Below are 22,238 nucleotides of genomic sequence, written 5' to 3' on the forward strand. Positions count from 1 at the left end.
GAATCGGGGCGCAATCAGCGTTGAAACGGGCCTAGTGAGCCGGTAGTCGCCATCATCCGAAACCGCGTGCATCAACTCACGCCGTGGCAGGTGTTGTGCAGACCGTCCCTAAGGCTCAAAAGCAACGCTCTGCGCCTTCCGCATCGACCGACCGGAGACTAAGGGGCATTAGGTTCTTGTCCCTCGTTAGGACTAAGAGAAGCGATAGACGTAAGCACTCCAGGCTTTCCTGCATTCAATATTATCTGTTTGGTCTCGTGATTAACCACTCGGTGTCGTGTCCAGCAATACTCCCTGCTCTTGAGTGAGTGGTCAATATCAAAGTAATAACTTGTGTAGCCGCGTAGTCGCTCGCCATTGCTCTCAAGCCTTAAGCTAAATGAGCCTGAATCTAGTGCTGTTTTGTCTGTGTTCCAGTAATATGCAGATAGTATTGTATTGCGAATAGTACCAATAAACTCATATGCATTACCTCTATCAACACCGTTGGTGCACTCAATGGTCCCGGCGACCCGATGTCCAACCTGCTTTATCTTCGCAACCTCTCGATAATCGGAGTCAAGATCGGTAATTAACTTTGTCTCCCATATGCCATCCACTCTAGCGTCCGAGTATGTGAGATTTTCCCACCAAGGAGATATGTGGGCAAGCCATACGGATTTTATAATCCAATTAAAACCCCCAAGCAAAATGGCGGCAACAACACCGGCTACAACTGACTCCGAAAAGGCCATCGCCCCACCGTTCAATGGCTGAACCAAATCAGCTTGCCCGTTGGCAGCTTGAACGACAGAAGTAGCCTGGGAGAACAGCATAACTACCGTGATTACTGAAAAATGGTTCATGGAAATTTTCTTATTGGAGATAGCTATCTTGAAAAATCCAAACACAAAATTAGCGAGCAGACTGGTTATTCCTCTCGTTTGCTTGATTAACAAACCACCCACAATTCTTTATCGAGCCACGCTGAAAAAATTCAATCAAGCCAGGTCTTCAACTGAATAATCGGAATTGCGCTTGGTGCTTGACTAAGACCGTCCCATTAAGATGGTATGAATTTTTCGATAACATATTCGGTACCAACACACGACCCGTTGCTGCCAGCTCGAACTGTTTTTGAGGAGCTAGCAACTATCCTCCATCCAGCCCCGGTAAATCGATCGATATCTTTATGTTTGGCGCTACAGTCAGCTTGCAAAACACCCATAACCATTCCACAATACTCCCCTTCGCACGATACAGAGTCTACGCTAAGAATGATCTTCTGAGTAATCGCTCCCTTTGGAGTCTGCGACTCCTTTTGTACCTCCTTAATTTCCCCATTGCAACCAACCAGCAATGCAGAACACGTCATGAATAAATATGAGAAGTATTTCACGAAAATTCCCTAAAAGCAATGAGATTAATTTGATATCCACCCAACGATTGACGCGCAGAAATCACACTTATTCACGTCAACTCCAAATGAATATTTGGGTAGAAATCAATCATGAATCTCTGTAACCCATCATTTGAACTGGCCTGATTCTTGAACTAGTTAGAGGCACATCCGACGCCTGCAGTATAGCTTCTACGAAAACAACTTTCTCCCGCATTCTCAAAGTTGTTGAACGAGCTTATAAAAGCTGGAATGAATCGTTTTGATGTTTTAGTTTGGGTGCTCACTCCGGGTAGGTGTGCCTGTTGGACAGATCAGTCAGCGGACGCTCGGTCGGCCTCGGCCCCATGGCTGCAGGGAACGTCAGCATTGCCCCGATGAACGGTCATCGGGCCAGCGATATCGCGGGTGCCTGGATGACAGCTCTGTGGACATGACTGTGAACTGCGGGCGCGACCATCAGCTTCCGGAGTCGCTGCGAAGCAGTCTCTGGTGCGCGGACAACGGCTATGCCCGCTTCCCTTTGAACGGCACCACGTTGCCAGCGACGCAGCCATCCAGGTAGTTACTCCAAGCCTGCATCATCTGGGCTCGCGGTTGCAGGTACATCGCATGGTTGTATGAAGCGCTGACCTGGTTGCGCTCCTGGTGAGCCAGTTGAAGCTCAATGTGCTCATGCGGCCAGCCCTGTTCGTGCAGCAGGGTGGAGGCGATGCCCCGGAAGCCGTGGCCGGTCATGCGCCCCGCGTAGCCCATGCGATCCAGCGCGCCCAGGATGGTGTTGTTGCTCATCGACTTTTGATGGTCACGTTCGCCAGGGAAAAGCAGTGGGCTGTGGCCGGTCAGGGTGTGCAAGCTCCGCAGCAGAGTGACCGCCTGGGTGGAAAGCGGCACCACGTGCGGCGTCTTCATCTTCATGCGTGACGCGGGTATGTCCCAGCGTCCGCCGTCGAGATCAAATTCTTCCCAGCGCGCGCCGATCAGTTCGCTGGTGCGCACGAAGGTCATGGCCATGAGCTTGATGGCCACACGGGTGACGGTACTGCCGTTGTAGACCTCAATCTTGCGCAGCAACTCGGGCAGTTCCTTGCTGTCCAACCTTGCGTAGTTCTCCTTTTTGCGCGAGGCGAGCACATCGCTCGGACGAATCTCCACGGCCGGGTTGCGCTTGGCCACGCCATGTGCAATGGCGTAGCGAAAGATCTGTGAGCAGGTCTGAAGGGCGCGTTTGGCGATGTCGAGGGCGCCACGTTTTTCGATGGCCTTCATCATCGCGACCAGTTCGGGTGCCTCGATTTCTGCGACCGGCCTTTTTCCAATGGCTGGAAAAACGTCAGCTTCCAGCCGGCGCCACACGTAGACGGTGTGGCTGTCGCTGCGCGCCGCCTTCCAGCTTTCCCACCATTTCTTCGCCACGGCAGCAAAGGTGTCTTCTACAGCCAGGCGGCGGGCGATCTTTTCGGACTTGCGGGTGGCCATCGGGTCAACACCCGTGGCAAGAAGCTTTCTGGCCAAGTCCGCTTTGTCTCGGGCCTGCGCAAGGGAAACATCCGGATAGACACCCAACGCCATGAGCTTTTGTTTGCCCTCATGACGATAGGCCCAGCGCCACAACCTGGAGCCCTGAGGCGTGATGTGCAGCTGAAGGCCGCGTCCGTCAGACAGCTTGAAAGCCGACTCACGTGGCTTGCTGGACTTGATCGCAATGTCGGTCAGGGCCATGTTCACCCCCGTTGGTAGAGGAAATACCAACACGGCACCTCCTGCGTACCACCAACAATACCAACAGAAACCCTTGGATGGCAAGAACCGATCCGGGACGTCCGGAAACAAAAAAGCCCCGGAACACTAGGGAAACCGGGGCTTTCAGGGTGTCTTGCGAGACGTCCTGGGACGCTCTGGGACTCATTATTGGCGGAGAGGGCGGGATTCGAACCCGCGGTGGGGATAAACCCACACACGCTTTCCAGGCGTGCGACTTAAACCGCTCATCCACCTCTCCAGTAAGCCTTATATTGTAGCAGGAGCCCAGGGTTGATTTGGTTATCCGAGTGCTAACAACCCCGGTAATCACAAGATTCAATGCAGTGAACGGCCATCAAGACGGTTTTGCCAAGCGTTTTTTTGCAGTACGTCAAGCGGCACATGGTCCAACGCTGCTTCATGCGTACTGTTCAGCACCACGGGTGGAGCCACGCCTACCTGAAGTGCTTCCAGCCAGCGCAGCACGCACAGACACCAGCGGTCACCGGGCTTTAGCCCGACGAAACGCCATTCTGGCCGTGGCGTCATCAGGTCGTTGCCCTGACTGAGCGAATAGTCCAGAAAGGCTTGGGTCACGCGGGCGCACACCACATGGGTGCCCAAGTCGTTTCCATCGGTTCGGCAGCAGCCGTCGCGAAAATACCCTGTCAAGGGGTCGTAAGAGCACGGCAGAAGCTCTTCACCCAAAACATTGCGACTCATGGTGCTTGGATGTTCGGTCTTTAGGTGGTTTTGCCGGTGCCGATCATCTTCATGGCGGAAGCGATCAGAGCAGATACTTCGGTCATGTTGCTCGGTACGATGAGGGTGGTGTTCGAATCGGCGGCCACTTTGCCGTAGGCATCCACTGCGCGTTCGGCCACCTTGAGCTGGACCGCCAACTCACCACCCGGCTGGCGTATGGCGGCTGCTACCCGCTCAATGGCGGTGGCGGTGGCGTTGGCCACTTCTGTGATGGCCGCGGCTTCGCCTTGTGCGTTGTTGATGGCGGCCTGCTTTTCGCCTTCGGAGCGGGCAATGAAAGCTTCGCGCTCGCCGGTGGCGATGTTGATCTGCTCTTGGCGGCGGCCCTCGGAGGCGGCGATCAGCGCGCGTTTTTCGCGTTCTGCGGTGATCTGGGCCTGCATGGCGTGCAGGATTTCTTTCGGCGGGGTCAGGTCCTTGATCTCGTAGCGGAGTACCTTCACGCCCCAGTTCAAAGCGGCTTCGTCAATGGCCTGGACCACTTGTGCGTTGATGATGTCGCGCTCTTCAAAGGTCTTGTCGAGTTCGAGTTTTCCAATGACCGAGCGCAACGAGGTCTGGGCGAGCTGGGTCACAGCCATGATATAGTTGGATGAGCCGTAACTGGCGCGCATGGGATCTGTGACCTGGAAATACAGAATTCCGTCCACCTGCAACTGGGTGTTGTCTCGTGTAATGCACACTTGGCTGGGCACGTCAAGTGGAATTTCCTTCAGACTGTGTTTGTAGGCCACCTTGTCGATAAAAGGCACGAGGAAATTGAGCCCGGGCGCCAGCGAGCCGTGGTATTTGCCCAGGCGCTCAACTACCCAAGAGTTTTGCTGGGGCACCACCTTGATGGATCGGGTGATGAAGATGGTGGCAATGACAAACAGGAGTACAGCAATTTCCATGGTGTGCGGGTTCTTTTTGGGTGTTGAGGAAGGGGCAGGGTAGCCGAATTTCGTGCCAGGTGGCGCACAACCGGATCTTGGTCAGACCTTTTCGACCAGCAGTCGGTTCCCCACCAGTTCGGTGACGCGGTAGGCACCCGGTACGGGATCATTGCCGGGACGCTGGAGCACGCTCCACTGGGCCCCGCGGTATTTGACGGTGGCAGAGCCATCGGACCGCCATTCATCTACCTGAATGATTTCGCCCACATCCAGGTTGACACTGCGCATGGAGCGGACCGATGGGGATGCCGGGTTGCGCTTTTTGATGGCGTACCAGCCGACGACGGCGGCTGAGCCCACCACGGCGGCACACACCAGCTGCACCGCCGTGCCAGCGCCGGCATGGGCGGCGAGGGCCGCAGCAGCCATTCCCACTGCCAGCATCAGCAGGTAAAACGTACCTGTGAAAAGCTCCAAGGCGATGGCCGAGCCAGCCAGCAGCCACCAGAGTGTTGAATCAGACATGTATTCGCCTTCCTATGGAGCAAAAAACCAGCAGGTGTCACGAAAACAAAACCTGTGGTTTGAAATGTCAAGCTTGCGCCACATTCTGCGACAAAAGCCTGCCCTCTTCACGATGAAGCCTTCTGATTTCCGTACACTTCGCGCCTGCTTTGCCGCTTTTGGCTGTGCTGTATTTTTTGCCTGCCCTTTTTCTTACCTGAGTGCCCCTAGCAAGGCTGGAGATTGCCATGAAATTTCGCTTCCCCATCGTCATCATTGACGAGGACTTCCGCTCTGAAAACACCTCGGGTCTGGGCATTCGGGCGCTCGCACAGGCCATCGAAACCGAGGGTTTTGAGGTGGTGGGCGTGACCAGCTACGGCGATCTTTCCCAGTTTGCCCAACAGCAGTCCCGCGCCAGTGCGTTCATTTTGTCGATCGACGACGAAGAATTCAGTCATGGCCCTGATCTGGACCCGGTGGTGCTCAACCTGCGCAAGTTCATTGAAGAGGTGCGCTGGAAAAACGCCGATGTGCCGATCTACATCTACGGCGAAACCAAAACCAGCCGTCATCTGCCCAACGACATCTTGCGTGAGCTGCACGGCTTCATCCACATGTTTGAAGACACGCCCGAGTTCGTGGCGCGCCACATCATCCGCGAAGCCAAGAGCTATTTGGAGGGCATCCAGCCGCCGTTCTTCAAGGCGCTGCTGGACTACGCCGAAGACGGATCCTATTCGTGGCACTGCCCTGGCCATTCGGGCGGAGTGGCGTTTCTCAAGAGTCCGGTGGGCCAGATGTTTCACCAGTTTTTTGGTGAAAACATGTTGCGCGCCGACGTGTGTAACGCGGTCGAAGAGCTGGGCCAGTTGCTGGACCACAACGGCGCCATTGGTGCCAGCGAACGCAACGCCGCGCGTATTTTCAACGCCGACCATTGCTTTTTTGTGACCAACGGCACCAGCACCAGCAACAAGATGGTGTGGCACCACACGGTGGCGCCGGGTGATGTGGTGGTAGTCGACCGCAACTGCCACAAGTCCATCCTGCACAGCATCATCATGACGGGCGCTATCCCCGTCTTTTTGAAGCCCACACGCAACCACTACGGCATCATCGGGCCGATCCCGCAGAGCGAGTTCGAGATCGAGTCCATCAAGGCCAAGATTCGGGCCAACCCACTGCTGGCTGGTGTGGATGCTGACGCCGTGAAACCCCGCGTGCTCACGCTTACCCAGTCCACCTACGACGGCGTGCTCTACAACACCGAGGCCATCAAGGAGATGCTGGATGGCTATGTGGCCAACCTGCATTTTGATGAAGCCTGGCTGCCACATGCGGCGTTTCATCCGTTCTACGGCAACTTCCACGCGATGGGCAAGAAGCGCGTGCGTCCGAAGGAGTCGGTGGTGTATGCCACGCAGTCCATCCATAAACTGCTGGCGGGCATCAGCCAGGCCAGCCATGTGCTGGTGCAAGACTCACAAAACGTGAAGCTGGACCGCCACCTCTTCAACGAGGCGTACCTGATGCACACCAGCACCAGCCCGCAGTACGCCATCATTGCCAGCTGCGACGTGGCCGCCGCCATGATGGAGCCGCCCGGTGGCCGCGCCCTGGTGGAAGAAAGCATCATGGAAGCGCTCAACTTCCGCCGCGCCATGCGCAAGGTGGAAGCCGAGTTTGGTGAAGACGACTGGTGGTTCCAGGTGTGGGGGCCGGAGACGCTGGAAGAAGAGGGCATGGGCGAGGCCAGCGACTGGGTTCTCAACCACAAACCCGACTGGCAACCCACCGACAACGACTGGCACGGTTTTGGCGACATGGCACCTAGCTTCAATATGCTGGACCCGATCAAGGCCACCATTGTCACGCCGGGCCTGAACCTCGACGGTCAGTTTGCGCAAACGGGCATTCCAGCCTCCATCGTGACCAAGTTCCTGGCCGAGCACGGTGTGGTCGTTGAAAAAACAGGCCTCTACAGCTTCTTCATCTTGTTCACCATCGGCATCACCAAGGGCCGCTGGAACACGCTGCTTACTGCCTTGCAGCAGTTCAAGGACGACTATGCCAAGAACCAGCCGATGTGGCGCATCCTGCCGGAGTTTTGCCAGAAGTACCCGCGTTACGAGCAAATGGGCCTGCGCGATCTGTGTCAGCATGTGCACACGCTGTACGCCAAGTACGATATTGCGCGCCTGACGACCGAGATGTACCTGAGCGATCTGACGCCCGCCATGAAGCCCACCGACGCGTTTGCGCACATTGCGCAGCGCACCACCGAGAGGGTGCCGATTGACGAGCTGGAAGGCCGCATTACCACGAGCCTGGTCACACCTTACCCGCCGGGTATTCCACTGTTGATTCCTGGCGAGGTGTTCAACAAGAAAATTGTGGACTACCTGAAGTTCGCTCGTGAATTCAACGCCCAGTGCCCCGGGTTCGAGACCGACATCCACGGTCTGGTCGAGGTGAAGGACGAAGAAGGTCGAAAACGTTACTTTGCCGATTGCGTCAAAGCGGGTTAACCTGTACCGCTCAAATCTGTCTTACAAGGAGTCTGAATGTTTCCCGAATACCGCGACTTGATTACCCAACTCAAGGGCCACGATCACCATTTCACCCGCCTTTTTGACAAACACAACGCGCTGGACCAGACCATCAAAAATATGGAAGCGGGCATTGAGCCCGGAACGCAGTTTGAGATTGAGCAGTTGAAAAAGGAAAAACTGCTGCTTAAAGATGAGCTGTACGATATTTTGCGAAAAGCAAGCGTCTGAATCACTGACGACCGTCGAGGCCCTTGAAGTTTCCGCAACGGTGCCTTCAAGGCTTTTTTTGTGTCTTCTGATCGGAAGATCAAGCGGCGCCAAGCGCCTATCAGGGTTGGCGTTGATTTGATGCGGGCTCGGATGGTGTGGGGTTCATATCGTCTCGCACCCGCAAAAAACTGGCGAAGCGAGGCAGACCGCTGGCGTGCAGGCCTCGAAACCGGTAGGTCACCCATGCGCCCAGGGCGGGAGGTTCTTGGCGTTGTGCGTCGGTGAAGCCCGAACCCAGGCGAAACCGCCGACCATCGGCGGTTTGCACCAGCAGCGCGCCCATGAGGCCTGTGTACTTCCCCTGACCGGGCACGTAGCCTGTCACGCGCGCCTCGGCGTCTTCGTAGGTCTTGACTTTCAGCAGGTCGTCGCTGCGCACAGCACGGTACAGCGCGTCTCCGTGGTGCAGCATCAGACCTTCACCCCCGCTGTTCACCATGTTGTCCAGCCGTGCCATCAAATCGGCGTGGCTGTTGACCTTTTCTTGGGGAACCGCTTGTACCCAGGGTTGGGCCAACGTTTTCACCAACTGTTGATATGCCGGAATGCGCTGGGTGAACGGACCAGTGTGGGCGGGCAGGTCAAACACCATGAAGCGGATGGCACGCCAAGCATCATCGTCGGGAGTTTGCTGGCGCACGGTGGAGAGCGCTTGTTCAAATCGGCCCCGGCCAGCCCACAGCTCGCCGTCCATAGGTACCGAAGGCCAGCCCGCGGTGAACCAGTTGGGCGCTTGAATGGGTTGCCCTCCGCGCGTCAGCAAGCGCTGACCGTCCCAATAGCCGCGCAGGCCATCGTATTTTTCGCTCAGCCAGTAGGCTTCGAGCGGAATACCCGGCCGATACACCCCTGACAGCATGAGCGCAGGAGGTTGGACCGGGTTGGCCCATGTCGAAGCGGTGGGCCACGGCAGTGCAACAAAGAACCCAGCCAGTAACAGGCGCCGTCGTGCGTTCATGGCTGGGAGCGTCCGCGAAGGATTTTGGGGACGCTTGCTGTAACCCTGTGATGGTTCATGGCTGCGTCCCTGCGGTGGTTCAGGTCACTGCGTCACTGTCGCGGCTTACACCTGCGGTGTGGCTGAAGCCACCGTCCACATAGGTGATTTCCGCGGTCACGCCGCTGGCCAGGTCGGACATCAAGAAGGCGGCCACATTGCCCACGTCTTCAATGGTGACGTTACGGCGCAGTGGCGACGCGCTGGCCACCATGCCCAGCAGTTTGCCAAAGTCCTTGATGCCGCTGGCGGCCAGGGTTTTGATGGGGCCGGCGCTGATGCCGTTGACCCGCATGCCCTGGGGGCCGAGCGCTTCGGCCAAGTAACGCACTGAGGCTTCCAGGCTGGCTTTGGCCAAGCCCATGGTGTTGTAGTTGGGTACCGTGCGCAAGGCGCCCAGGTAGGTCAGGGTCAGCAGAGCCGACTTGTCGTTGAGCATGGGCAGCGCGGCCTTGGCCATGGCAGGGAAGCTGTAGGCGCTGATGTCGTGGGCGATGCGGAAGTTTTCTCGCGAAAGACCGTCCAGAAAATTGCCTGCAATGGCTTCGCGCGGCGCAAAACCGATGCTGTGCACAAAACCGTCAAACTTGGGCCATACCAGCGACAGGTCGGCAAACATCTTGTCGATCTGCTCGTCAGAGCCCACATCGCAGTCAAAGATCAGCTTGGAGTCGAAGTCGGCGGCGAAGTCGGTGATGCGGTCCTTGAAGCGCTCACCCACGTAGCTGAACGCCAGTTCAGCACCCTGTTGGTGGCAAGCCTTGGCAATGCCATAGGCGATGGAGCGGTTCGATAGCACGCCCGTGATCAGCAATTTTTTGCCTGCGAGAAAACCCATTGTTCAATCTCCAAAGAAAATTCCAGCAGAATTGTCGCATGCGCTTGACATCCCACACCCTCCGTTCCCGTGCCATCTTGGTGCTGGTTGCGGTATGGCTGGCGCTGCTGAGCCCAATGGTTTGGGCGGCCCACGGCTATGCGTTGTGGGGCGATCTGAAGTACCCGGCGGGCTTTACACACTTTGATTATGTGAACCCCGCCGCACCCAAAGGCGGTGAATTGCGGCTGGTGAGCAACCTGCGGGTGTCTACCTTTGACAAGTACAACCCTTTTACCCTTCGCGGCAGCGCGCCGGCCTACCTGTCCAACCTGATGTTCGACACCTTGCTGGTGGGTGCGCTGGACGAAACCGGGGCCGGTTACGGGCTGCTGGCCGAAGACGTGAACGCGGCGGCTGACGGCTTGTCGGTCACCTTTCGTTTGCGCAGCAGTGCGCGTTTTCACAACGGCGACCCGGTGTTGGCGGCTGATGTGAAGCACAGTTTTGACACCCTCATGGGGCCGCACACCTCGCCCGCGTTCAAAACCATTTTGGAAGACGTTGCCGGGTTGGATGTGCTGGACGAGCGCACTGTGCGCTACCGCTTCAAAAAAACCAACCGCGAACTGCCCCTGACCGTAGGCGGTCTGCCCGTGTTCAGCCGGGCCTGGGGCAACGCCATCGACCCCAAAACCGGCCAGCGCAAAACCTTTGACCAGGTGGTGATGGACCCGCCCATTGGCAGTGGCCCTTACAAAATTGGGTCAGTCCGGTTTGGCAAAGACATTACCTATGTGCGCGACCCGGACTACTGGGCGCGTGACCTGCCGGTGCGCCGCGGCAGTGCCAATTTCGACCGTATTCTGGTCAAGATTTACAAGGACAACACCGCCAGGCTTGAAGCGCTGAAAGCGGGTGAATTTGATCTGATGCGCTTCTTTTCGGCCGGCGACTGGGCGCGCCGCGTCAATGGTAAGCGGTTTGATTCTGGTGAACTCGTCAAGGCCGAGTTCAAACACCGCCTGCCCACCGGTTTTCAGAGCTATGTGTTGAACACCCGCCGTGCGTCCTTGCAAGACCTGCGCGTGCGCGAGGCGCTGGGTCTGGCGATGGACTACGAGTGGATGAACCGCCAGATGTTCTACAACGCCTACCAGCGCGTGCAGGGCCTGTTTGGCAACACCGACTGCTCTCCCACCGGCACACCCGGCCCCGAAGAGCTCACGCTCATGACCCCCTGGCACGAACAGCTGCCACCGGCCGCGTTGGGTCCCATGCTGGTGCCGCCCCGCACCGATGGCGACAGCTCGCTGCGCGCCAACCTTCGGCGGGCGCAAGCCTTGCTGCGCGAGGCCGGCTGGACGGTGCAGGGTGGTCAGCTGCGCAATGCCCAGGGCGAAGCGATGGTGCTCGAATACCTGGACAGCAACGAAACTGGCGCGCGCGTGGTGACGCCGTGGGCGCGCAATCTGGAAAAACTCGGCATTGAACTCAGGTTCCGCCCGGTGGACTTTGCGCTGTACCAGCAGCGCTTGCGCACCTTTGATTTCGACATCATCTCCATTGCCTACGGCGGCACCCACAACCCTGGTGCAGAGTACGCCGACCTGTTTGGTAGCCAGGCCGCCCAGACCGAAGACTCGGGCAACTTTGCCGGTGTGGCCAGCCCGGCCGTGGACGCCCTGATTGCCCGCATGTCGAATGCACCATCGAAACCCGATTTTTTGGCTGCCTGCCGGGCGCTGGATCGCGTGATCAGCCACAGCCATTACCTGGTGCCGCAGTGGTCTGCCACCACGCACCGCATGGTGTATAACGGCTGGCGGCTGGCCCAGCCAGCAGAGATGCCGCCCTATGCGGCTGGTGAAACCTGGGCCATCGACACCTGGTGGAGCAAGCCGTGACCACCCTCATGGCTTGCTCGCTGAGCGTAGTGGCTCAGCCCATCAGTGGGCAATGCCGGCGGCCCGGCCATACTGGCTCCCCGGCGTTGCTCGTGCAGGCATTTCGCTCCCCCCCCCGTTGTTTGTTGTTGATCGGTTAAAACGCCTCCATGTGGGTCTACATCCTCAAGCGCCTCTTGCTCATGATCCCGACCTTGTTCGGGGTCTTGTTGCTCACGTTCGTGGTGATCCAATTTGTGCCCGGTGGCCCGGTGGAACAGTACCTGGCCGAGGCGCGGACCGGGCAGGGCGGTTCGGCCGAAGGCGGTTCGGTGTACCGCGGCGCCCAAGGGGTTGACCCGCAGCGACTGGAGCAAATCAAGGCGCTGTACGGTTTTGACAAACCCGCCCATGAGCGTTTTTTCCAGATGGTCGGGCAGTTTGCTCGGTTTGACCTGGGCACCAGCTTCTTTCAGAACAAGGCGGTGTCGGAGCTGATCGTGGAGAAGCTGCCGGTGTCCATCAGCCTGGGCTTGTGGACCTTTTTCATCAGCTACCTCGTGGCCGTGCCGCTGGGCGTGGCCAAAGCGGTGCGCGCGGGTTCCCGGTTCGACCTGGTCACCACCCTGCTTGTCCTCATTGGTTACGCCATTCCCGGCTTTGTGCTCGGCGTGGCCTTGCTGGTGATTTTTGGCGGCCAGCTGCAGTGGTTTCCGCTGCGCGGGCTCACCTCGTCCAACTGGGAAGAACTCAGCTGGGTGGCTCGCATCGTGGACTATCTGTGGCACATCACCTTGCCCATCACCGCCATGGTGCTGGGCAGTTTTGCGGTCACCACCATGCTGACCAAAAACGCGTTTCTGGAAGAAATCCGCAAGCAGTATGTGATGACAGCGCGGGCCAAGGGCTTGAGCGAGCGCCAGGTGCTGTGGAAACACATTTTTCGCAACGCGCTCATCCCCATCGTCACCGGCTTTCCCAGTGCCTTCATCGGTGCTTTTTTTGCAGGTTCGCTGCTGATCGAAACCTTGTTTTCGCTCGATGGCCTGGGCCTGCTGAGCTTTGAAAGCGTGATACGGCGCGATTACCCGGTGGTGCTGGGCACGCTGTTTTTGTTCACGCTGATCGGGTTGGTGACCAAGCTGATCTCCGATCTCTGCTACGTCTGGGTCGACCCCCGCGTGAAGTTCGACTGATGGCCAACACCCTTTCCGCTTCGCCTTCCCGCCGGGCCTGGCAGCGCTTCAAGCGCAACCGCCTGGGCTACTGGAGCCTGGTGATTTTCTGCGTGCTGGTGGTCGCCAGCCTGTTTGCCGAGCTGCTGTCCAACGACCGGCCGCTGGTGGTGCACTACGAGGGAAAAGTCTACTTTCCCATCGTGCAGGACTACCCGGAAACCACCTTCGGCGGTGACTTTGAAACCGCCACCGACTACCTGGACCCTTACATCCGTGAGCAAATCACCCGAGGCGACAACTGGGCCGTGTACGCGCCCAACCCTTACGGCCCCAAGACGCTCAATTACTTTGCCAAAGAGCCCAACCCCTCAGCGCCCACGCGCGACAACTGGCTGGGCACCGACGACCGGGGCCGTGACCTGCTGGCGCAGCTGATCTATGGATTTCGCGTCAGCGTGCTGTTTGCGCTGGCGCTCACCGTCATCGGTGTGATGCTGGGCGTGGTCACCGGCGCCATTCAGGGCTTTTTTGGCGGCAAGACCGACCTGGCTTTTCAGCGGTTCATTGAAATCTGGGGCTCCATGCCCGAGCTGTACCTGCTCATCATTTTTTCTGCCGTCTTCGCGCCCAGCATCAGCTTGCTGCTGATTTTGCTCAGCCTGTTTGGCTGGATGGGTCTGAGCGATTACGTGCGCGCCGAATTTTTGCGCAACCGCCAGCTCGACTACGTGCGCGCGGCCCGGGCCATGGGCCTGTCCAACTGGCAAATCATCTGGCGCCACGTCATGCCCAACAGTCTCACGCCGGTGGTCACGTTTCTGCCGTTTCGCATGAGTGCGGCCATTCTGGCGCTCACTTCGCTGGACTTTCTGGGTTTGGGCGTTCCGCCGGGCACACCATCGCTGGGCGAGCTGTTGAGCCAGGGCAAAAACAACATCGACGCCTGGTGGATTTCCATGTCCACTTTTGCGGTGCTGGTGATCACGCTGTTGCTGCTCACCTTCATGGGCGACGCGTTGCGCGATGCGCTTGACCCCCGAAAGGCCGACAAATGAGCGTCCCCACAAACACGGCAGGCCGTGCACCGCTGTTGCAGGTCAGTGGCTTGAGCGTGTCCTTCGGCGGGCAAGCCGTGGTGCGCGACATCGACTTTTCCATTGCAGCGGGAGAAAAGCTGGCCCTGGTGGGTGAATCCGGGTCGGGGAAAACCGTGTCTGCGCTGTCGCTGCTGCGCCTGGTGCACAACGCGCAAGTCAGCGGTTCGGCCCTGCTGCAGGGGCGCGACTTGCTGCAAATGACGGAGCACCAGCTGCGCGGTGTGCGCGGTGACGAAGTGGCCATCATTTTCCAGGAGCCCATGACGGCGCTCAACCCGCTCTACACCGTGGGCGACCAGATTGCCGAGGTGCTGCAGCTCAAAAAAGGCTTCACCCCACGCCAGGCCCTCGCCGGTGCCGTGGAACTGCTCGCGTCCACCGGTATCCCCGAGCCGGCCCGCCGTGCCGGCGCTTACCCGCACCAGCTCAGCGGTGGCCAGCGTCAGCGCGCCATGATTGCCATGGCGCTGGCGAGCCAGCCCAAGCTGTTGCTGGCCGACGAGCCCACCACGGCGCTCGACGTCAGCCTGCGCGGCCAAATACTGGATCTGTTGGCCGACCTGCAGCGCCAGCACGGCATGGCCGTCTTGCTGATCACCCACGACCTGAACCTGGTGCGGCGCTTTGCCGACCGCGTGGCGGTGATGGAGCGCGGGCTGCTGGTGGAGCAGGGCGCTGTGGCCGATGTGTTTGCCGCGCCGCAACACCCCTACACCCAGATGCTGCTGGCCAGCACCCCCGAGCGCAATGTGGTGGAATCCATGGCCGATCTCGCTGCAGCGCCGGTGCTGCAGGCCCGGCAGATGCGGGTCAGCTATCCCGTACCGGTGCCGGGCATCAAAGGCTGGTTCAAAAAAAGCGCTTATGTGGCGGTGCAGGGTGCCGACCTGGACCTGGCGCCCGGTCAGACGCTGGGCGTGATTGGCGAGTCCGGCTCCGGCAAGTCCACCCTGGCGCTGGCGGCACTGGGGCTGTTGCCACACCAGGGCAGCCTGCTGGTGACGGGCACCGATTGGGCCGAGGCACAGCGAAAAGGAGAGAGCCGGGCGCTGCGCCAGCGCATACAGGTGGTGTTTCAAGACCCGTTTTCATCACTCTCGCCGCGCATGACCATCGAGCAGATTGTGGGCGAGGGCTTGCTGGTGCACGAGCCACAGCTGCAGCAAGACGAGCGGCGCCAGCGCGTGGTGGCCGCCCTGGCAGAAGTGGGCCTGGTGCAAGACCCCAGCCAGGCCGGTGACTGGTTGCAACGCTATCCGCACGAATTTTCGGGGGGGCAACGGCAGCGCCTGGCCATTGCCCGCGCGCTCATCGTGGGCCCACACGTGTTGGTGCTCGACGAGCCCACCAGCGCGCTCGACGTGACGGTGCAAAAACAGGTGCTCGCCCTGCTGCAGCGGTTGCAGCGCGAGCGCAGGCTGAGCTATTTGCTGATCACGCACGACGTGGACGTGATTCGCGCCATGGCCCACGATGTGCTCGTCATGAAAGATGGGCAGGTGGTCGAGCATGGCACGGTGCAGCAGGTGCTTGAGCGGCCGGCCCATCCCTACACGCGCACGCTGGTTCAAGCCGCCGCTTGAACGACCGGGTGACCGCGTTTGCCCCTCGCCCGGGCCTCTGCACACCATTGCTGAACGACCCCTGCGCCGCTTCACCTGAACAGGGTTGTTCCGGTGTCGAGGTCATACTTGACTTTTATCAACTCCCAGCCTGCGCCAACCCACTATAAAGGCGGGTTCCGCCTGGCCAATGTGCCCCATGGAAATTCGAATGAACGACCACCCATCTTCTGCGCCCAACATGCCCGCCCCTGTTTCCCTGGGCTCACCCCTGCGCTGGCTGGCGCTGGGCTGGGCCGACTTGCGCCGAAACCCGGCGCCGGGGCTTTGGCACGGCTTGCTGCTGGCCGTCGGTGGCTGGGTACTTTTGTGGGGTGCACGCGACCAGTTCTGGCTGCTGGCTGGCGCTTTTTCGGGGTTTTTGATCGTCGCGCCCATCCTGGCCACCGGCCTGTACCACGTGAGCCGGGCCTGCAACAGCGGGCGCTGCGTGGGCATGCCTGAAGTGATTGCCCTGTGGCGCTCAGGCGATGGTCGTCTGGTGCGTTTCGGTTTGTTGCTCGGGCTGGCAGGTACCGGCTGGGTACTGACCTCGGCGGGTTTGATCACGGTCTGGTCGCCCGAGCCCATCCACAAGCCCATCGATTTCCTACGCCATGTGGTGTTGGTGCGTGAAATCGGCCTGTTTGAGGTCTGGTTGTTGCTAGGGGCCTTGCTGGCGGCGCCGGTGTTTGCTTCCAGTGTTGTGGCCATACCCATGCTTGTAGACACCTCGGTTCCGATCAGCATGGCTGTGGCCGATAGCTGGCGTGCGGTGGCCAACCATCCCGCTCCCATGGCTTTCTGGGCTGTGCTGATCGGATTGCTCGTGGGTGTGGGTATGTTCACCGCTCTGCTGGGTCTGATTGTGGTGATTCCCCTCATTGCCCACGCCAGTTGGCATGCTTACTGCGACCTTACGCAGAGGCCTGTTTCGCTGTCCGTTGGTGGCGAACCAACAGGCGGAGGCTGAGCTATGGAAACGACCCTGTTTGGCTACACCGAAGGGCAGATTGCCCAATTCGGCCTCACCTTTGGTGTGGGTGCCTTTATTTTGTACATGCTGTTCATCGTGTTAAATCTCGCGCTGGAATCCAAAGCCGGCAAGTTTGGCACCTTCATTCTGTTTCTGGTGCTTTCGTTTGGTATGTTGGGTTTTATGGCCAAGAACATCATTCAATGGGTCTTGGGAATCTGATCTGTCTCCAGGGTTATTCGCTCAGCGAACCATCTGCTTCAGGCCGCGCTGTACCGGAAATGCAGCGGTTTCGTCGGTGCTGCTGCTGTGTCGTGAAGGACGCAGAGGATGCTCTTCGGTTGAGCGCCTGCGAATCTTGCAGGTCACCTCTTAACCGGGTTATAATGCGAGCTTCACGACCAAATGGGCGGGTTACTACCGGCCCATTTTTTTTGGCCGAACGCTTTTACACCCACACAAACCCTTAGGGCAGACACCGCACACGATGGCCTGGCAAGAAACCGTTGAACAAACCGTCACTGGACTGGGTTTTGACCTGGTGGAGCTGGAGCGCTCTGGCAGTGGTTTATTGCGTGTGACCATCGACTGGCCTTGGCAGCCGCCCCAGGCTGGTGAGGAGTCCCCCATTGAGCGCTTTGTGACGGTTGAAGATTGTGAAAAAATCACCCGTCAGTTGCAGTATCTGCTGGAGGTCGAAGGCCTTGAATACCGCCGCCTGGAGGTGGGTTCGCCTGGTATCGATCGGCCGCTGAGGCGTGAAGCCGATTACGTGCGGTTTGAGGGTCATGTGGTTGATATCACCTTGAAGGCGCCTATCGGTGTCACCGGTTCGGATGTTTCGGCCAGCCGAAAGAAGTTTCGCGGTGTGCTGGAGCGTGCTGAGGATGGCGTGCAGTGGCAGGTGGTCTGGAGCGATGCGCCCGAAACAAAGCCTGGGGTTCGTGTGAGTAAAAAGCGCGTCCCGCCGCCCTTGCAGGCGCTGGTTTTTGCGCTGGATGATATCCAGCAAGCCAGGCTGGCACCTATTGTGAGTTTTAAGGGCCGACAGGCTGCGGGCACTTCAGTTCCCGAGTGATCTGCGTGTTGCACGCAAACGAATGCAAAAAACTGTGTTGACTCTGAGAAAAATATCCGGAAAGGTGGGCGAGTAAATGAACCGCGAAATGTTGATGCTGATAGATGCCATCTCCCGCGAGAAAAACGTCGAGCGCGACGTGGTGCTTGGTGCGGTGGAGTTGGCGTTGGCCTCGGCCACCAAAAAACTCTACAAAGGCGATGTGGATATCCGAGTGGCCATGGACCCTGACACAGGTGCCTATGAAACCTTCCGTCGCTGGTTGGTGGTGCCCGACGAAGCAGGGTTGCAAAACCCGGACGCCGAAGAGCTGCTGACCGATGCTCGCGACGAGCTTGCCGATATTGAAGAGGGCGACTTCATTGAGAAGCCCGTAGAAAGTGTGCCCATCGGTCGGATCGGTGCGATGGCGGCCAAACAGGTGATCTTGCAAAAAATTCGCGATGCCGAACGCGAGATGTTGCTGAACGACTTCATGTCGCGCGGTGACAAGATTTTTGTCGGTACCGTCAAACGCATGGACAAGGGTGACCTCATTGTGGAGAGTGGTCGCGTTGAGGGTCGTCTGCGTCGCAGTGAAATGATTCCCAAGGAGAACTTCCGCAATGGCGATCGTGTACGCGCCATGATCATGGAAGTGGATCTGACGCTGCGCGGTGCGCCCATTTTGCTGTCGCGCTCGGCGCCTGAGTTCATGATTGAACTCTTCCGCCTGGAAGTGCCAGAAATTGAGCAGGGCCTGCTGGAGATCAAGACCTGTGCCCGCGACCCCGGTTCGCGCGCCAAGATCGCTGTGCACACACTTGACAAGCGCATCGACCCTATCGGTACCTGTGTGGGTGTTCGCGGCTCACGCGTCAACGGTGTGACCAACGAGCTCGCAGGAGAGCGTGTGGACATCGTGTTGTGGAGTGCAGATCCGGCCCAGTTCGTGATTGGCGCTCTTGCTCCAGCCAACGTGCAATCCATTGTGGTTGATGAAGAGCGTCACGCCATGGATGTCGTGGTGGACGAGGAAAACCTGGCGATTGCCATTGGTCGCGGTGGTCAAAATGTCCGACTGGCGTCCGAGTTGACCGGTTGGCGCATCAATATCATGACGGCCGACGAGTCTGCTCAAAAGCAGGCCGAAGAAGCCGATGGCATTCGCAAGATCTTCATGGCCAAGCTGGACGTGGATCAGGAAATTGCCGACATTCTGATTGATGAAGGTTTCACCAGTCTTGAAGAAGTGGCTTATGTGCCTATTCAGGAAATGCTCGAGATCGAATCGTTCGATGAAGGCACCGTCAATGAGTTGCGCACCCGCGCCAAAGACGCTTTGCTCACGATGGAAATCGCCCGCGAAGAAAGCGTCGAAGAAGTCTCGCAGGATCTGCGCGACCTTGAGGGCGTCACGCCCGATCTGGTGGCCAAACTCGCCGATGGCGGGATTCACACCCGCGACGAGTTGGCCGATCTGGCCACCGACGAGTTGACCGAAATGACGGGTCAAACGCCTGAAGATGCTACTGCGCTGATCATGCTGGCCCGCGCTCACTGGTTTACCGGTGATGAAGCGCAACCCACGACCTGATCAACGGAGGCCCCTGCGGAGAAAAGAAACTATGACCAGTACCACTGTCGCCGAATTGGCTGCCGAGCTCAACAAGCCCACCTCCCTTTTGCTGGAGCAACTCTCCGCATCCGGGGTTCCCAAGAAGTCTGGATCCGATCCGGTCTCTGAGTCTGACAAACAAAGGCTATTGGGTCACCTCAAGACCAGTCACGGTACAGCGGCTGGTGAGCGCAAAAAAATCACCCTGATGAAGAAGTCCACCTCGGAGATCAAGCAAGCCGATGCCTCTGGTCGTGCGCGAACCATTCAAGTTGAAGTGCGCAAGAAGCGTACCTTCATCAAACGCGAGGACGAGATCGTTGCCCCCGTAGAGGAGCCGCCAGCGGTTGAGCGTGTGGAGTCGGTGGAGCCCGTGTCTCCCGTGGATACCGCCGAGTTGACTCGACGCGAAGAAGATGCTCGCCGACAGGCCGAGCTGCTGCGTCGCCAGGAAGAAGAGCTGGCCCAAAAACGCCGGGATCGCGAAGCCGAAGAAGCCAAGCGGGTCGAAGCGGAGAAAGCCCGTGCAGCGGCAGAAGCTGCGCAAGCCGCCGCCGCAGCCAAAGCGGCAGCCGCTGCCAAAGCTGCAGCGGCTGCCGCTGCAACCGAAGCGCCTGCTGCACCCACCGAAGAAGCGCTGGCCGCCGAAGCCGCCAAGCGGGCTCAGATCAAAACGAACACGCTGGAGCGGGAGTCCGCTGCCCGTGTGTTGGCTGAGAAGAATGCCGAAGCCAAGCGTGCTGAGGAATTGCGCGCGCAAGATCTTGTGGAGCGCCGCCGAAAGGCCGAAGCCGAGGCTGCCAATATTCGAGCCATGATGGCTGCACCCGCCAAGACGATGGTGGCGAAGAAACCTGAGCCCGCAGTCGATCTGAAAGCGGGTATCAAGGGTACGCTGCACAAGCCAGCGGGGACTCCGGGCAAACCGGCTGTCACCCCACCGGCTGCTGGAGCAGCCCCCGCCCCGGCCGCAGCGGGCAAGAAGGAAGTGAAGTCTGAGAATTTGTCTTCCACCTGGAAAGACGACGCAGCCAAGAAAAAAGAAATCAAGACGCGCGGTGATACCAGTGCCGGTCGTTCCAACTGGCGCGGTGGTCCCCGCGGGGGCGGTCGCCGTGGTGATCGCGATTCGCGCAGCGACCAGGGTCAAGGCCATTTTGTGGCGCCCACCGAAGTCAAGGTCATTGAGGTGCATGTGCCCGAGACCATCACGGTGGCGGAGTTGGCACACAAGATGAGTCTGAAGTCGTCCGAGGTCATCAAGCAGTTGATGAAACTGGGCCAAATGGTGACCATCAACCAGCCGCTGGACCAGGATACCGCCATGATCGTGGTGGAAGAACTCGGTCACAAAGCCGTCGTAGCAGCACTGGACGACCCAGAGGCTTTCACCGACGACGATTCAACCCAGCAGCAAGCCGAGTTGTTGCCGCGCGCTCCCGTCGTGACGGTGATGGGTCACGTTGACCACGGAAAAACCTCGCTGCTGGACTATATCCGTCGCGCCAAAGTGGCGGCAGGCGAAGCAGGTGGTATCACGCAGCACATTGGTGCCTACCATGTGGAAACCCCACGCGGTATGGTGTCGTTCCTCGATACCCCGGGCCACGAGGCGTTTACCGCCATGCGAGCCCGCGGTGCCCAGGCGACCGATATTGTGATTTTGGTCTGCGCAGCCGACGACGGTGTGATGCCTCAGACCAAAGAAGCCATCAAGCACGCGAAAGCGGCGGGTGTACCCATCGTTGTTGCATTGACGAAAATCGACAAACCCGGTATCAACCTGGAGCGCGTGCGCTCGGAGTTGGTGGCCGAGGACGTGGTACCTGAAGAGTTTGGTGGCGACGTTCCCTTTGTGGGCGTATCGGCCAAAACCGGTCAGGGTGTAGACGCTTTGCTGGAACAGGTCTTGTTGCAAGCCGAAGTGCTGGAATTGAAGGCCCCCGTGGAAGCCATGGCCAAAGGCCTGGTTATTGAAGCGCGTCTGGACAAGGGTCGTGGCTCGGTGGCCACGGTGCTGGTGCAGAGCGGTACGCTCAAAACCGGCGATGTGGTACTGGTGGGCCAGACCTCGGGCCGTGTGCGTGCCATGCTGGATGAAAACGGCAAAACCATCAAGTCCGCCGGGCCCTCGATTCCTGTGGAAATTCAGGGTCTGTCTGAAGTGCCGCAAGCAGGCGACGATTTCATGGTCATGACCGACGAGCGCCGTGCGCGCGAAATCGCCACCTACCGTGCGGGCAAGTTCCGCAACACCAAGCTGGCACGTCAACAGGCCGCCAAACTGGAGAACATGTTCACCGACATCTCTGCCGGTGAAGTCAAGGTGTTGCCGATCATCGTCAAGGCCGATGTGCAAGGCTCGCAAGAAGCGCTGGCATCTTCGCTGCTCAAGCTCTCTACCGACGAAGTCAAGGTTCAGTTGGTGTTCGCTGGTGTTGGCGGTATCAGCGAAAGCGACGTCAACCTGGCCATCGCCTCCAAGGCTGTTGTCATTGGCTTCAACGTGCGTGCCGATGTGGGCGCCCGCAAGCTGGCTGAAGGCAACGACGTTGATCTGCGCTACTACAACATCATTTACGACGCTGTGGACGAGTTGAAAGCGGCCATGTCCGGCATGCTGGCACCCGAAAAACGCGAAGAGGTCATCGGCTCTGCCGAGATCCGCACCGTGTTCGTGGCGACCAAGATTGGTACCGTGGCGGGCTGTATGGTCACATCGGGCCAGGTCAACCGCAACGCACACTTCCGCCTGCTGCGCGACAACGTGGTGATCTACACCGGCGAAATCGACACGCTCAAGCGCCTGAAGGACGACGTGCGCGAAGTCAAAGAAGGTTTCGAGTGCGGTATCAAGCTCAAGAACTACAACGACATCAAAGAAGGTGATCAGCTGGAGTTCTTCGAAGTCAAGGAAGTGG

19 protein-coding genes and 1 tRNA gene are annotated in these 22,238 nt (G+C 58.8%); 12 read left to right on the forward strand and 8 right to left on the reverse strand.

The window, feature by feature from the left end:
- Positions 1-158: 158 nt before the first annotated feature.
- The 6 genes from Q7J58_RS19355 to Q7J58_RS19380 form a co-directional block, all read right to left on the reverse strand.
- On the reverse strand, positions 159-845 hold the full coding sequence (locus Q7J58_RS19355; RefSeq protein WP_304831288.1) for a hypothetical protein: 687 nt from the start codon (positions 843-845) through the stop codon (positions 159-161).
- Positions 846-1,885: 1,040 nt separating this feature from the next.
- Entirely contained in the window at positions 1,886-3,100 is a 1,215-nt protein-coding gene (locus tag Q7J58_RS19360; RefSeq protein ID WP_304831289.1) for an integrase arm-type DNA-binding domain-containing protein, read from the reverse strand.
- A gap of 190 nt (positions 3,101-3,290) precedes the next feature.
- A tRNA-Ser gene (locus tag Q7J58_RS19365) sits at positions 3,291-3,380 on the reverse strand.
- Positions 3,381-3,457: 77 nt separating this feature from the next.
- On the reverse strand, positions 3,458-3,844 hold the full coding sequence (locus Q7J58_RS19370) for a DUF2237 domain-containing protein (protein WP_304831291.1): 387 nt from the start codon (positions 3,842-3,844) through the stop codon (positions 3,458-3,460).
- 20 nt (positions 3,845-3,864) lie between these two features.
- Entirely contained in the window at positions 3,865-4,779 is a 915-nt protein-coding gene (locus Q7J58_RS19375; protein WP_304831293.1) for a stomatin-like protein, read from the reverse strand.
- An 81-nt stretch (positions 4,780-4,860) separates the two neighbouring features.
- Entirely contained in the window at positions 4,861-5,286 is a 426-nt protein-coding gene (locus Q7J58_RS19380) for an NfeD family protein (RefSeq protein WP_304831295.1), read from the reverse strand.
- Between Q7J58_RS19380 and Q7J58_RS19385 the strand changes: the two genes are divergently transcribed.
- Genes Q7J58_RS19385 through Q7J58_RS19395 form a run of 3 tightly spaced genes read left to right on the forward strand, consistent with a single transcriptional unit; the run spans position 5,285 to position 8,048 of the window.
- Complete coding sequence (locus Q7J58_RS19385) at positions 5,285-5,545, forward strand: hypothetical protein (protein ID WP_304831297.1); 261 nt, start codon at positions 5,285-5,287, stop codon at positions 5,543-5,545. The genes Q7J58_RS19380 and Q7J58_RS19385 overlap by 2 nt on opposite strands.
- A complete protein-coding gene (locus Q7J58_RS19390) occupies positions 5,514-7,796 on the forward strand; it encodes an arginine/lysine/ornithine decarboxylase (RefSeq protein WP_304831298.1) in 2,283 nt (760 codons plus the stop codon). The genes Q7J58_RS19385 and Q7J58_RS19390 overlap by 32 nt, the downstream gene beginning before the upstream one ends.
- A 36-nt stretch (positions 7,797-7,832) precedes the next feature.
- Complete coding sequence (locus tag Q7J58_RS19395) at positions 7,833-8,048, forward strand: YdcH family protein (protein ID WP_304831300.1); 216 nt, start codon at positions 7,833-7,835, stop codon at positions 8,046-8,048.
- 100 nt (positions 8,049-8,148) lie between these two features.
- Here the strand turns inward: Q7J58_RS19395 and Q7J58_RS19400 are convergent, their stop codons facing one another.
- Both Q7J58_RS19400 and fabI read right to left on the reverse strand, forming a co-directional pair.
- Entirely contained in the window at positions 8,149-9,048 is a 900-nt protein-coding gene (locus Q7J58_RS19400) for a DNA ligase (protein WP_304831302.1), read from the reverse strand.
- A gap of 79 nt (positions 9,049-9,127) precedes the next feature.
- Positions 9,128-9,925 (reverse strand): enoyl-ACP reductase FabI, encoded by a 798-nt coding sequence (gene fabI / locus Q7J58_RS19405; protein ID WP_304831304.1) that lies wholly within the window; start codon positions 9,923-9,925, stop codon positions 9,128-9,130.
- 116 nt (positions 9,926-10,041) lie between these two features.
- On the opposite strand from fabI, the gene Q7J58_RS19410 reads away from it, so the two are divergent.
- The 9 genes from Q7J58_RS19410 to infB all read left to right on the forward strand — a co-directional run.
- Positions 10,042-11,811 (forward strand): extracellular solute-binding protein, encoded by a 1,770-nt coding sequence (locus tag Q7J58_RS19410; protein WP_304831320.1) that lies wholly within the window; start codon positions 10,042-10,044, stop codon positions 11,809-11,811.
- A gap of 149 nt (positions 11,812-11,960) precedes the next feature.
- Positions 11,961-12,986, forward strand: coding sequence for an ABC transporter permease subunit (locus Q7J58_RS19415; protein ID WP_304831306.1), 1,026 nt, complete (start codon positions 11,961-11,963; stop codon positions 12,984-12,986).
- On the forward strand, positions 12,986-14,023 hold the full coding sequence (locus tag Q7J58_RS19420) for an ABC transporter permease (protein WP_304831308.1): 1,038 nt from the start codon (positions 12,986-12,988) through the stop codon (positions 14,021-14,023). The genes Q7J58_RS19415 and Q7J58_RS19420 overlap by 1 nt, the downstream gene beginning before the upstream one ends.
- Complete coding sequence (locus Q7J58_RS19425; RefSeq protein WP_304831310.1) at positions 14,020-15,648, forward strand: dipeptide ABC transporter ATP-binding protein; 1,629 nt, start codon at positions 14,020-14,022, stop codon at positions 15,646-15,648. The genes Q7J58_RS19420 and Q7J58_RS19425 overlap by 4 nt, the downstream gene beginning before the upstream one ends.
- A 190-nt stretch (positions 15,649-15,838) precedes the next feature.
- Positions 15,839-16,639, forward strand: coding sequence for a DUF2189 domain-containing protein (locus Q7J58_RS19430; protein ID WP_304831312.1), 801 nt, complete (start codon positions 15,839-15,841; stop codon positions 16,637-16,639).
- Positions 16,640-16,642: 3 nt separating this feature from the next.
- On the forward strand, positions 16,643-16,864 hold the full coding sequence (locus tag Q7J58_RS19435; protein WP_304831314.1) for a DUF2788 domain-containing protein: 222 nt from the start codon (positions 16,643-16,645) through the stop codon (positions 16,862-16,864).
- Between the two features lie 265 nt (positions 16,865-17,129).
- The gene (rimP, locus tag Q7J58_RS19440; protein WP_304831315.1) at positions 17,130-17,720 is read left to right on the forward strand and encodes a ribosome maturation factor RimP; all 591 of its coding nucleotides are present in this window, start codon (positions 17,130-17,132) and stop codon (positions 17,718-17,720) included.
- A gap of 76 nt (positions 17,721-17,796) precedes the next feature.
- Positions 17,797-19,296 carry a transcription termination factor NusA gene (nusA, locus tag Q7J58_RS19445; protein ID WP_304831317.1) on the forward strand — a complete coding sequence of 500 codons (1,500 nt, stop codon included), beginning with the start codon at positions 17,797-17,799 and terminating at the stop codon, positions 19,294-19,296.
- Between the two features lie 31 nt (positions 19,297-19,327).
- The coding region (gene infB, locus Q7J58_RS19450) for a translation initiation factor IF-2 (RefSeq protein WP_304831318.1) at positions 19,328-22,238 on the forward strand (2,911 nt) is incomplete at its 3' end.

This window comes from Hydrogenophaga sp., from assembly GCF_030656115.1.
Lineage (GTDB): Bacteria > Pseudomonadota > Gammaproteobacteria > Burkholderiales > Burkholderiaceae_C > Hydrogenophaga.